Below are 12,797 nucleotides of genomic sequence, written 5' to 3'. Positions count from 1 at the left end.
ATGGTTCTACGTGTTTTTTTTAAAAAGGTTCATCTTATTTTCATTTCCTTCAATTAAACGTTTGATATTCCTGTGATGCAAGGCTATCACTGCTGAAGATAAAGTGATACTAAAAATAAGCAACGATAAATTGTCGTTTTTAAAGAGGAACTCGATGAGTAACGGAAAAGAGATGGAGGCAACTATTGCACCTAAGGATACATAGTTTGAACTGATGAAAACAATCAAGAAAAGTACAATACAAATTGCGGCAGCTTGTGGATGAACGCCTAAAACAACACCTAAAGATGTTGCAACCCCTTTCCCACCTCTGAATCCTACAAAAACAGGGAAAATGTGCCCAATAACCACAAAAATTCCTGACACTATTTTCAAGTGAATCAGGTGGTCATTATTCCATGTGTAAGACAAGGTTAAAAAGGGAATGAGTACAGCTAAAACACCTTTTAAAATATCTATGGTCAAAACGAAAACACCAGCCTTTTTTCCTAAAACCCTAAAGGTATTAGTAGCCCCAGCGTTTTTACTACCGTGTTTTCTAACATCAATGTCATACTTTAGTCGTCCGATCCACACCGCCGTTGGTATAGAACCCAACAAGTAGGCAATGGCTCCAAAAATTAAAAAATTCATTTTCTTTTTTATTTAAATACACGTAAAAACTGACTTGAGTAAGCAGAGTTTTTCGTTACATCATAACTGAATTTTTTCGTCTTTTTCTTGTCTGATTTTAGATCACTAACTTCTTTCATAAATTCAGCATCACTTGAAAAGATGTTCATTATTCCATCTTTTCTATAATCATAGTCAAAATAATATAAATATGCTCCAGGTACATCAAACATAACACCTAAACGGTCACCGAAGTTAGCACGTTGTTCTGCGAAAAACTTGGTAGGAACATATTTCATAATAGGTTCATTATAGATATTAACGATGATTGCGTTGTCTGTAGACGATTTCAACCCTCGTTGTTGATTCCCAGATTTTGTATAAGATGATAATCTTAAACCTGAGATAACAATTGCATCTCTCATTGCTTTAGGAACAGATTTAAACTCTTTCTTTAACGTATAATCAGATTTGATTTTGTCTGCAGATTTAAGTCCCGTCCATTCAACTAAAGCTTGTTCTAATGTAGTTGAGTTAAAATCAGCATCAGATAATCCTTCAACAGCTCGTATTTTTCCAGCAACAGTCTCCAATTCTTTTTCATTCATTGGTGCACGTATTGCCAGTGTTAAATTAAGATCGGTTTGTTCATTTTCTTGGTTGTAGTTAATAACTCCTACCGCTTCAGTTTCTAATGGACCGTAATCCATACCGAGACTAATTTTTCCATCTCCATTCATCGAGCAAGATTCCGTGTGTAATGAAATATAATTTCCAGTAGCGCTTCTATTAATCAGTTTTTCTTTATTAGAAATTTGAAATTCTTTAGCACTTTCATTGAACTGTAAATATCCACTTGCCGAAATCACCTCAGGATCGTCATCATTGTCTACTGAACTTAAAAATGTAGGGTATAAACTAACGCTATCAGTATTACTTGCATTTCTCCATCTAATTCCTACGGTAATTTTGTTTCCATCTAAGTCTTTCATATTCTTACTTACTGGAATTTGAATATTTCCTGGATCGATATCTGTCTTAAATGCCATCCAATTTCGTTCAAACTTGTCACAATTGTGATTAATTTGTGTAGCTCCTTCAAAAGTCAGTCGCTCTTCAGCTGCTTTTAAGAAGGTTTTTCCGTAAAAATTGAAACGTTCACTTAATTTAAAAGATTGATCTTGTGCGATTTCACCTTTCGCCACTGTTTGATATGAAGAATCTAATTTAATTTCAGTTAATGCAATAAGTTCTTTTTCTTCACCTTCAAGACCGTATTCATAGTCTCCTGTAGCAGTATAGGCTCTTCTAGCAGTTACTTTTGCACTCACATTCACTATGGTATGGAATTTAGTAATGTAATTTGCAATGATTTTTGCATCCTTAAACTCTTCCATTTTTGCATTTTTTCGAATAACCACTTTTGAGCTATCAGGATATATTCTTGCATCTGCAATTTCTAAAAACTCTGTTTCATAAGCGTAAATAGTACGTTCTTTTAGATTGAACTTAGCTTTAGGAGATCTAAATTGTAAGGAGTCTTGTTTTGGATGTGTGCTGTAAAAGTTAGGCCCAACTAAATCCATAGCACCTTCGATAGCGAGGTTGTCTTCCTCTTTCTTTTCTAACGTTAACTCATCATTATCCATCAACCAAGTAAACTGATCGATTTTACAGATGTATTGGTTTACAGGAAACTCCACAACAGATTCTCCTTCATTTGATTTGAAAACACCTTTTCTTTCCTCAAAGTTCAAGTCTCCGTTAACATTATCAGTTTTGAAAGCCAAAGGATCTTCCGTTAAATCTCCTTCTTTTTTATATTTATTCGTCAATTGGAATGAGGCTGTATCTGCTAAAGCTTTCCAACGTGAAAATCTAAAATTGTCTGATCCCATTTTGGCATCTTTTAATTCTAAAATTCCGTTTCCTTTCATTCCTTTACCTCTTAGGACTGTTGTACCTCTCAAATTTGCTTCTCCATCAAAAAACGAGATGAGTTCGTTGTTGGAACTTGCCTTTAGGGTTTGTTTTCTAGGTAAGAATGATATAAATACATCAGGTCCCTCTACATCAGGAAATTCTACACCTTCTACTTGTGGTTTATTCACAAAGGACGCTACGCCTATAGTAGAGTCAGGTAGAAAACTAAACAAACGTTTTGAAGTGGAAGAGGAGTTTAGGAAGTTAATCGTTCCGCCACCTTGTAATCCATTATTAGAGAGTAAAATTTTATTTTCATATCGTGCATCTGTACCATAAAATGGATATCCTTCGGCTGGTGCTTTTTGAGAAAACCCTAAGGAATAATCGGGCATTAACTTTAACTCCTCATCAATTTTAGGGAATATTCCTGCTGAAGTTAGGGTTCCTTTAAAACGCAAAAATTCATCATCGAAGGTTAGCAGACTATCAATTGTAAAAGGATCAATTTCAAAATAAAAACGCTCTTCATCATAGGCACCTAAATGCAATTGTTTTTGACTGTAAAACACCTTGGTTTTTTCCTTTGAGTTTAATATTGGATATTGATCAAATCCTTTTTTTATACCTGAACGATTTTTAACATCATCAACAATTAACTCTCCTTTTAAACCGGTAATAAACGATTGTGTTGGGATGAGTCTTTCACCGTCTTCTTTTCGTTGTGGTTTCGCTTTAAAGAGTGCAATGTCAGATTCAAAAATATTAAATTTATTATCTTCATAACTATAATTTCCTTTTTGAACTTTAACTTCCCATTTCCCGCTATTAATCCATCCAGAAAAAACGATGTTTCTATTTTTCTTAACTTTAACTTTGTTGTCTTTAGGGAATATGGTTGTGTTTTTGTTTTCTGCAATGGTAATTAAGTCTACAGCAACCACATCTAATTCTAAAGAACTCAAGTCGATTGTTCCATATTGTCTAATTTTAGAACGTTCTTGGTTTCTTTTGTTGATTTTAGCTTGGAGCTCTCTATTGTCTTTTCCATTGGTGTTGTCTATACGAATTGGCGCTAAATTAGCTTTGAAAGAGATATTATCGTAATCACTTTTACCTGATTTTGATTTAACAAAATGTTCCGTTTTTTGATTCACCACTACAACTCCTCTGTCCGTATCATAGCTTATAAAACCAAGAGTAGAAAGCTCCAATAATTTAGGTTTTGCTTGCTGAATGGTTCGATTTAAAGCCGTTGCTGCAGTTCCCTCTGTCATTTCAAACTTATCATATTTGTAAGCATAATTATAGAGTGCGACTATTGGGTTTACAGATTCCATACCTTGTAATTGCTGAAACAAACGTGCATCATAATAATCAAATGATTCAAAACGAGCAATTCTTTGTTGTTCCGAAGTGTTTAAGTTATACCCTAAAATCAAAGCATTGGTAGAATTGTCCCAAGATAATTCATCGACATACATGTGTAATTGATGAAATGAATTGATAAAAGGAGCTTGTGTCATTGGTGAGTTACCTCGTATAAAACGCAAGGTTTCATTAGATCTTTCATAGATAACGTTTAATCCCGTATGTGTAATGGAATCATTTAGACCAATATATAATGTGGATTTGGCCATTGGTGTACTAACGGTTTTTTCATTAACCCTTACAATGTCTGAAAAGGTTGTAGCAAAAATTTTCTCTTTTCGATAGTACGTTAGTTGAGCTCTTTTATTTTGATTACCAATTCCTACGAACTCATCTGCCTGCAAAGAAAATCCACCATTATAATCAACACCTTTTATAAGATCCTTGATTTCAAAGTTGGCTTGATAAGACATAAATTGAGGGTAAGGTATATCATTGGCTTTCCCGATGGAACCTTTCATGGCTCTATCTACTAATTTTCCTGTGATTTTTTGATTTACATAAGGTGTGGTTAATATCACACTGTCTGCTGATAGGTTTGTTGATCTAAAAGAAATTTCATAATTATTTAATTCAGCATTTGTTTCATCTTTATTGAGACCAACTTTTTCCCAAGTATACGTTCCTCCATTTCCTTCCCATTTATTTCTAGTCAAGTTGGCAGTACCACTTGTTTTTGAAATTTTAATAGAATCTGAAAAAGGATGTTCTCTTTTATTACTTCCTCGATTTACCGTTTTGCAAATAAGGGTAGTGTTTTTTAATTTTATAAATGGTGTTTTGTTGTTTATAAATTCAAAATCCCCACCTATACAGAACCATTTGTAATTTGGATCATTAGCAATTATTTGATCATATAAAAAATTACTTGAAGTTTCTAGAAAATCTCTAATTCTACGTGGGTTTCTATTGTCGGCTAACTGATCTACAATTTCATGCCAGGTATTGAATTCTTCATTCTTCTTACCTTTTTTGAGCATGGAGTAAACGGATTGTACATACTGATATGTATGTGGATATGCAGCATGTCGTTTTTCGATTAATAAATCAATTGTAGCAGTCATTTGTTGAAAATGACGTTCTGGAAATTGACTAGGATCTAAAATGAACGGCGCTAATTCCTGCTCGATGAAAGTTTGAACATTGTTGTCTCTTCGCGAGTCTATCTGTTTTGCATAATTTTTAATAAACTTTTCTCTTGATGCTATATCTGCATTTCCTTGAGCCCACAAAAAACTAGGACTAGAAGGGGTTAAAAGAATAAGTAAAGTAAGTAAGTTTAATATTTTCATAATTTATCAAAATTAATGTGATTTTATGAGCTGAATAACCGCCCACTTCTCTTTTTCAAAGGTTTTTTCAAGATTAAAGCCATAATTTTTGGCAACGTTTAATAATTCCGGTACATCTGTTTCAAAAAAGCCACTCAATAATAGTTTACCGTTTAATTTAATTAATTGTCCATAACTTTCCATGTGGTCAATCAATACATTTTTATTGATATTTGCAATGATAACGTCATAATCCTTATTGGGTACAATGTCTATATCTCCTTTTTTTATCGTAAAGTTTTGAATATTATTCCTTGATGTGTTTTCAATTGCATTTTCTACAGCTCCTTGCTCAATATCCGTTCCGAATACTGTTTTTGCTCCTAAAATACTTGTTAGAATACCTAAAACTCCTGTTCCTGTTCCAACATCTAAGACAGTTTTTTTGTTGAAGTCAATTGCTAAGAGTGCTTTACATAAAAGGTAGGTTGTTTGGTGATGTCCAGTACCAAAAGACATTTGAGGTTGTATCTCTATGTTATATGTAAAACCATCATCTTTCGAATGAAAAGGTGCTCGAATTAGAACTGTTTGATCAACATAAACGGGAGGGTAATCAGCTTCCCAAGTAGCATTCCAATTTTGGGTTGGTATCGTTTTTAATTGATGATTGATGCGAACTTCTTTTTCTTTAAAAGTGTGCAATAAAGATTCAGTTTTATCTTTGTCAAAATTTGCTTTGGCAATGAATGCTTGAAGTTTGTTGTCATTCTCTGTAAAACTTTCAAATCCAATGTTGGCTAATTCTTGAACAATAATTTCTGTCCAAGGAAATGAAGGCGATATGTTTAGTTCTAATTCTAAATAATCCATATTCTACTTATAAGTTGAAATGATCGACATGAAGTCTTCACTTTTAAGGGAAGCCCCACCAATTAAACCACCGTCTATATCAGATTGGTGAAATAATTCACTTGCGTTTGTCGGTTTGCAACTACCTCCATAAATTATGGACGTCTTTTTGGCTATTTCTGCGTTGTAATTTTTTTGAATTGCAGCGCGAATTGCTTGATGCATTTCATTAGCCTGAGCAGGTGAGGCAGTTTTCCCTGTTCCTATGGCCCAAATTGGTTCATAAGCAATTACTACATTTTTAAATTGCTCTTCGGACAAATGAAATATACTATTTTCTAATTGTGTAATAACTGTTGCTACGTGTTTTCCATTTTCTCTTTGTGAAATGGTTTCCCCACAACAAAAGAAAATAGTTAAATCGAGGTTTGTTGCGGCGTCCACTTTAGATTTTAAAAACGCATCAGTTTCTTTGAAAATTTGTCTGCGTTCAGAATGTCCAATTAGAATATTTCTTACACCGATTTCTTTAAGTTGGTACATACTAATTTCACCTGTGAAAGCACCATTTTTTTCTGGATATCCATTTTGGGCACCTATGGCAATAGATTCTACAGAATTAATACCTTCATTGAGATAAATATATGGGCTAAAATGAATGACCTCACATTTTGGTTCATTTTTAGCAACAAATGTGTCTATTGCGGTATTTAATTTTAAAGCTTCTTCGGAAGTAAGATTCATTTTCCAGTTTCCAGCGACTATTTTCTTCCTCATTTTCATTATTCGTTTAATATATTTTCTGTAAGCCATTTCCAAGAAGGCGTAGATCGGAAAGGATATTTACCTTTAACTACACCTTTTTCTAAAACCATTAAAGTAGGATTAGATCTTGTAATTGCTTTTATTTCAATTTCATCATTCTGCAAAGTAGGAATTTCTAACCCTGTTTTTTCTCTAAATGAAATAACACCATCTTTTGAAGCTGTGGAGATTAATAAAACATCAATATTGCGTTGAGGCGCTTCTTTAGCAATTTCTTTAAGTCGAGATATTCTACTAAAATTACCTTTTTTCAAGTCTCTACTGAAGATGAGAATTATTTGTTCTTGCGCCAAGATATAATCTTTCAAACTAATGTCATCCATATATTCATCTAACCTAAGCAAAGTATCTCCGATTTGGTATATAGAAGTATCTATGTCTGGTAGATAAAAATCTTCAACAAGCATTGGGTAGCGATCACCTGTGTTTTTATCAATAAGGTCAATATATTCTTTTTGATTTTCTTCAAGAATATCAGCGATAGGTTTGTAGTTTTTCTCAACAATTGTAAGACCTTCAACGCTAATGGTAGGATCAAACTGCTGAATAGAAGGTAGAATAGCAGGGATTATTGTCCGGGTATCTCTTTTCTTAAATTTCCAGTTTTCTGTATCTCCCCAAATCGCTTTTGTGCTACTGTCAAGATTATATAAGACGGTATCTTGATCTGTTTTGAGGTGCGTATAAATCATGATGTTTTCGTATTCTCCTTCCTTACCATCATTCATTCTTTCAACTAAATCACTTCCTACATGATACGGTCGATAGTCTTTTAGCGGTAGATACATTAACACATAAGTAACAAAAATAGAACTCGTTAAGGTTAACATTAAAATCATGCCCCAATCGTTTCCTAATGCTTTTCCTCCGGTTCGTTTTAACCACAATGCCAGTAGAAGAGAGGCGATGCCAAACAAAATAGGGAAACTCCATGTGAATATATAGGAGAAGAATGCAATAAACAATACACCTAAAGACAAAATAATTAAATTTTCTTTTGTGTTATTGGTGGTTATCTTTCTTCTTGATATAAAAATAATAACAACTAAGTATAACAAAACAATATCCTTCCAATAGCTTTCAGCTGGTGTTAAAGAACGGCCAATAGAGCCTTTCATGGCGTCACCAAAACATCCGCAATCATCCACACATTGTGGTTTTTTTACCTCTTGAATTGTAACATACTCATCCGTTTGTTTTAATATAGAGATATGCTCGTTGGTTTCGGCCTGTGGAACTTTTGCTTGAGCAGCATCAGATGAAATCGCATACGTATCAACATCAGTAAATGTGGTGTGTGGGTCACACTCTTTCGTATGCCAAGTCAAAAAAGTGAAAAACAACATCATGATGATCATTAACCACGAAGTACTTTTCATTTTAGTTCCAAGTAGAACCATTGCACCAAGTACGATTTCAAATACACAAATTAGAATGCTTAATGTTAATGCATGCTCGATAAAGAATTCAAGCGTAAAAGTCTCCCATCCAAACCATTCTTTTATTCTGTAGGCTAAAGCACCATCTTCAAAATATTCCTCAAGTTTGTAGGCAAAACCTTTGGGGTCATTAGCTTTTATTAAACCAGATACAATAAATAGACCTCCGACAAGTATCCTTGAAACGTAGGCAAATAGAAGCCACCCTTCAAGTAAAAATAAAACGACCAATGAGGATACCAACAAGCCATATCCTAAAAACTTAAATAAAACAGAACTTTCTTCAAAAAAGGGATGATATCCCATAACTAAGAACGTTAACCCAGTTAAGTTTATAAGAATAAGAATAATATTTAAAATCAATGATTTTCCTGATAGTGAGTGTTTCTTTAGTTTATGCATCTTTTGTAGTTTTACTTGTTAAATGAATCATTGCGAAAACAGCATAGTTGAGCATATCAAAATAATTAGCATCAATTCCTTCGCTTATAATTGTTTTTCCTTTATTATTTTCTATTGATTTTACGCGTAAAAGCTTCATTAAAATAAGGTCGGTTAGAGAACTAATACGCATTTCACGCCAAGCTTCACCATAATCATGGTTTTTTGTTTCCATTAATTCTTGAGCTTCTTTCGTGTATTTTTTATATAAGTTGATTGTTTCTGAAACTGACATTTCAATAGGGAGTTCATTTCCGTTTTTTATTTGAATTATTGCCATTACGCAGTAGTTGATAATTCCTATGAATTCACTTTCTATATCTTCGCCAACTTTGTTTCTTCCTGTTTCTTGAATCGTGCGAATGCGTTGTGCTTTGATGAATATTTGATCCGTTAGAGAGCTTGCTCTTAATATTCTCCATGCTGTGCCGTAATCCTTTGTTTTCTTTTCAAATATTTCACGACATTTGGAAATAACTTTCGTATATTGTTGAACTGTTTCAGACATTTTTGAGATAAAAAGTTTTTATGGTGTGGAAAGATAGTAAATATGACTTAAATAAGTGGTTAAAAATAAAGGATAAATTACATTATATAGATTCGCCACAAATAATGGGAGTTTTAAATGTTACGCCAGACTCATTTTATCGACAAAGTCAAAATAGTAGTTTTGATGAAGCTATGCAGTGTGTAAATCAAATGGTTAATGCGGGAGTTGACCTTATTGATGTAGGTGGAGTTTCGACACGACCTGGTGCTGATTTATTATCGACGAAACAAGAATTACGTAGAGTGATTCCTATTATTAAAGCAATATCAGATTCCTTTCCTGAGTTAGTAATAAGTGTGGATACATTTCGTGCAGAAGTAGCTTATGAGGCTGTTACTCATGGTGCAAGTATCGTAAATGATGTGTATGGCGGTCGGTATGATGACGCAATGTTTCAAACAGTCGCAGAGTTAGGGGTTCCTTATGTATTGATGCATTCAAGGGGGGATGCTAAGGATATGCAAGATAAATGCAGTTATGAAGATGTGACCCTCCAAGTTATCGATGAATTAAGTGTGAAATTAAAGGCCTTAGAAAAATTAGGTGTAAAAGATGTGATTATTGATCCTGGATTTGGATTTGCTAAAACGTTATCCCAAAATTATCAGCTTTTTGAACACTTAGAAATGTTGAATGTTTTAGCGTCCCCTTTGTTGATTGGTATTTCTAGAAAATCAATGATCTATAAGTTGTTAAATGAAGACGCAGAGTCAGCTCTTAATGGAACAACTGTTTTAAATACAGTGGCAGCCTTAAAAAAAGCTGATTTTCTTAGAGTTCATGATGTCAAAGAAGCTTGTGAAGTGAAAAGGATTGTTGAAATGTTAAAAATTGCTAATTAAATGGATTTTCAAAATAACCTTTATAAAATACTGTTTGACGCCATTCATGAAGGGTTGATTTTGGTAAATCAAGCTGGTGATATTGTGGAATTGAATCAACCAGGTGCTGAAATGTTTGGATATTCAGTTGATGAATTGATCGGAGAAAAAATTGAAGTATTGATCCCAAGACGTGTACATCGCGCTCATGAAAATCAAAGGCGTACTTATGAGGAAAACCCAACGACACGTTCTATGGGAGCTGCTCTAAAACTTGAAGGTGCGCGGAAGGATGGAAGCGAGTTTCCTGTTCAAGTGAGTTTAAATCCTTTTGTCTTAGAAACTGGAGAAAAGTATACCGCCGCGTTAGTATCAGATGTTACGGAACGAAGGGAAAATGAGGTGGCTTTACAACGTTTGAGAGAATCTTTAGAGCAAAAAGTTAAAGAGCGTACGCAAGAGTTGAGAGAAAGTGAACGTCTTTATAAATCTATTGCGAGAAATTTCCCTAGTGGAGTAATTAGTATATTTGACGCATCATATAAATATTTATTTGCTGAGGGTCAAGGATTGTTTGAATTAGGAATAGAAACTTCTGATTTGATCGGTCTCGATTATTTAGGACGTATTGATGTTAGTGCTAGGGCACAGGTTAAGCATGAGTTAGACCAGGTTTTTCAAGGGGAGTCTAAAAGCTTTGAAGTGGAAGTTGGTGATAGAATATATTCTATTAATGCTGTACCACTTGAAAATGATGGACGTGTTGATAAAATCCTTGTAGTAGAGAAGAATGTTACTGCCGAAAAGCAAGTGGCTCAAAAATTAGAGAAAAACCTAAGAAAGGAAAGAGAACTAACTGAAATGAAATCAAGGTTTGTATCTATGGCTTCGCATGAATTTAGAACTCCATTATCAACAATTAACTCTTCTGCTAGTCTAATTGATAAATATCATCAAAAAGAAAGTTATGATAAGTTGCCTAAACATACCAACCGAATAAAAAATGCAGTACAGAACTTAACAGCAATATTAAATGACTTTTTATCTTTCGAAAAGCTTGAGGCTGATAAAGTGGCAGTAAATTTTTCTGTTTTTGACGTATCACTTGTTCTGCATGAATCATTTGATGAAATTGTGACCATTACCAAACAGCAGCAACAAATTAGATTTCAAGGTCCTTCGGAATTAGAAATTGTCTCAGATAGACAAATGTTAAAAAACACCATTTTAAATATATTGTCAAATGCAGTTAAATATTCTGATCCCAATCAAGAGATAATTGTCTCTTTAAAAGATTTAGGTGAAAAAATTGAGATTTTAATTCAAGATTTTGGTATGGGGATACCGAAGAAAGATCAAAAAAACTTATTTACAAGGTTTTTTAGGGCTGGAAATGTGACCAATATTGAAGGTACTGGATTAGGGTTAAATATTGTCTTGAGATATTTAGATTTATTACAAGGAAAAATTTCCTTTAAATCAGTAGAAGGTGAGGGAACGATATTTTTTATTACTTTGCCTAAGAAAAATAAAATAGAGCGATAAATATGCATAAAATAGTTTTAATAGAAGATAACTTGGAAATGCGAGAGAATATTGAAGAGATGTTGGAACTCGCAGATTACCAGGTTTTATCTGCTAAAAATGGTAAAGAGGGTGTTGAGTTAGTTAAAAGAGAACTTCCAGATATAATCGTTTGCGATATTATGATGCCTGAGTTGGATGGTTATGGAGTGCTTTATTATTTAAGTAAAATCCCAGATACACGAGCTATTCCGTTTATATTTTTATCCGCTAAGTCTGAGCGACAAGACTTTAGAAAAGGAATGAACTTAGGAGCCGATGATTATATAACAAAACCGTTCGAAGAGATGGAGTTGTTAGAGGCTATAGAGTCAAGATTAAAAAAACGAGAACGCTTTCAGGCAGTTAACGAAACAGATGATAAGTGGAAAGGGTTTCAGGATGTTGTTTGTGATTTAACAGGGCTTGATGATTTAAGAGATGCTGCCCAGATAAAATCATTTGGTAAAAGAGAAGGTATTTACTTTGCAGGTGATACACCAAAATGGTTGTATTATGTTAAGGAGGGACATGTAAGAAACTACAAGGTAACCAAAGATGATAAAGAATTAGTTACAGGTTTGTATGGCGAAGGCGAGTTTTTTGGTTATATTGATTTGTTGTCTCAAGGTGCATATAAAGAGTATGCGGTAGCTATTGAAGGGGCAAAATTAGCGTTAATCGCTAAGTCTGATTTTGAGCAATTGATGTTATCTAACAAAGATGTGTCAATTAACTTTATCAAACTCCTCGCTGGGGATATTGTTGAAAAAGAAAATGAATTAGTAAGTCTCGCTTATAATACCGTTCGTAAAAGAGTGGCTAATGCCTTGAGTAAATTATATGTGAAGTATAAGGAAGGATTAGCAGAGCGGGTTGAAGTGACGGTTACAAGAGATGAATTAGCAAGTATGGTAGGAACCGCAACTGAATCTGTAATTCGTATTTTATCTGAATTTAAGAAAGATGGATATATAAAAACAAAGGGCTCGCTGATTACAATATTAGATTACCCTGCTCTAAAAGATTACCGCTTTTAACATACCTTATATATAGTCCCGTTTTTTTT

Annotated in this window: 9 protein-coding genes; 3 read left to right on the top strand and 6 right to left on the bottom strand. The window is 33.8% G+C overall.

What is annotated here, in order from left to right; genetic code table 11:
- Positions 1-6 precede the first annotated feature (6 nt).
- Genes plsY through CW751_RS14590 form a run of 6 tightly spaced genes read right to left on the bottom strand, consistent with a single transcriptional unit; the run spans position 7 to position 9,302 of the window.
- Positions 7-633 (bottom strand): glycerol-3-phosphate 1-O-acyltransferase PlsY, encoded by a 627-nt coding sequence (gene plsY / locus CW751_RS14615; protein WP_101335770.1) that lies wholly within the window; start codon positions 631-633, stop codon positions 7-9.
- A gap of 8 nt (positions 634-641) precedes the next feature.
- The gene (locus tag CW751_RS14610) at positions 642-5,258 is read right to left on the bottom strand and encodes a hypothetical protein (RefSeq protein ID WP_101335769.1); all 4,617 of its coding nucleotides are present in this window, start codon (positions 5,256-5,258) and stop codon (positions 642-644) included.
- Between the two features lie 12 nt (positions 5,259-5,270).
- Positions 5,271-6,110 (bottom strand): 50S ribosomal protein L11 methyltransferase, encoded by an 840-nt coding sequence (gene prmA / locus CW751_RS14605; protein ID WP_101335768.1) that lies wholly within the window; start codon positions 6,108-6,110, stop codon positions 5,271-5,273.
- Between the two features lie 3 nt (positions 6,111-6,113).
- On the bottom strand, positions 6,114-6,866 hold the full coding sequence (tpiA, locus tag CW751_RS14600; protein ID WP_101335779.1) for a triose-phosphate isomerase: 753 nt from the start codon (positions 6,864-6,866) through the stop codon (positions 6,114-6,116).
- A 5-nt stretch (positions 6,867-6,871) separates the two neighbouring features.
- A complete protein-coding gene (locus tag CW751_RS14595; RefSeq protein ID WP_101335767.1) occupies positions 6,872-8,755 on the bottom strand; it encodes a DoxX family protein in 1,884 nt (627 codons plus the stop codon).
- Positions 8,748-9,302, bottom strand: coding sequence for a DUF1599 domain-containing protein (locus CW751_RS14590; RefSeq protein ID WP_101335766.1), 555 nt, complete (start codon positions 9,300-9,302; stop codon positions 8,748-8,750). The genes CW751_RS14595 and CW751_RS14590 overlap by 8 nt, the downstream gene beginning before the upstream one ends.
- Positions 9,303-9,322: 20 nt before the next feature.
- Here CW751_RS14590 and folP point away from each other — a divergent pair, with 20 nt between their 5' ends.
- From folP to CW751_RS14575, 3 genes are read left to right on the top strand one after another with little or no spacing between them, the layout of a single operon-like run.
- Positions 9,323-10,186 (top strand): dihydropteroate synthase, encoded by an 864-nt coding sequence (gene folP / locus CW751_RS14585; RefSeq protein ID WP_101335765.1) that lies wholly within the window; start codon positions 9,323-9,325, stop codon positions 10,184-10,186.
- Positions 10,187-11,710, top strand: a complete 1,524-nt coding sequence (locus CW751_RS14580; protein WP_101335764.1) for a sensor histidine kinase — start codon at positions 10,187-10,189, stop codon at positions 11,708-11,710.
- Between the two features lie 2 nt (positions 11,711-11,712).
- Positions 11,713-12,768 carry a response regulator gene (locus CW751_RS14575; RefSeq protein ID WP_101335763.1) on the top strand — a complete coding sequence of 352 codons (1,056 nt, stop codon included), beginning with the start codon at positions 11,713-11,715 and terminating at the stop codon, positions 12,766-12,768.
- Positions 12,769-12,797 lie beyond the last annotated feature (29 nt).

The sequence above is a fragment of the Brumimicrobium salinarum genome (assembly GCF_002844555.1).
Taxonomy (GTDB): domain Bacteria; phylum Bacteroidota; class Bacteroidia; order Flavobacteriales_D; family Crocinitomicaceae; genus Brumimicrobium; species Brumimicrobium salinarum.
Note: the sequence above shows the minus strand (reverse complement) of the source record. Positions and strands in the feature narration are given on the sequence as shown.

Bases quoted from the DNA above. Each gene is read 5' to 3' on its own strand.
- CW751_RS14590 (WP_101335766.1), bottom strand. From the start codon at position 9,302: ATGTCTGAAACAGTTCAACAATATACGAAAGTTATTTCCAAATGTCGT.
- CW751_RS14595 (WP_101335767.1), bottom strand. From the start codon at position 8,755: ATGCATAAACTAAAGAAACACTCACTATCAGGAAAATCATTGATTTTA.
- CW751_RS14575 (WP_101335763.1), top strand. From the start codon at position 11,713: ATGCATAAAATAGTTTTAATAGAAGATAACTTGGAAATGCGAGAGAAT.
- prmA (WP_101335768.1), bottom strand. From the start codon at position 6,110: ATGGATTATTTAGAATTAGAACTAAACATATCGCCTTCATTTCCTTGG.
- plsY (WP_101335770.1), bottom strand. From the start codon at position 633: ATGAATTTTTTAATTTTTGGAGCCATTGCCTACTTGTTGGGTTCTATA.
- folP (WP_101335765.1), top strand. From the start codon at position 9,323: ATGGTGTGGAAAGATAGTAAATATGACTTAAATAAGTGGTTAAAAATA.
- CW751_RS14610 (WP_101335769.1), bottom strand. From the start codon at position 5,258: ATGAAAATATTAAACTTACTTACTTTACTTATTCTTTTAACCCCTTCT.
- tpiA (WP_101335779.1), bottom strand. From the start codon at position 6,866: ATGAGGAAGAAAATAGTCGCTGGAAACTGGAAAATGAATCTTACTTCC.
- CW751_RS14580 (WP_101335764.1), top strand. From the start codon at position 10,187: ATGGATTTTCAAAATAACCTTTATAAAATACTGTTTGACGCCATTCAT.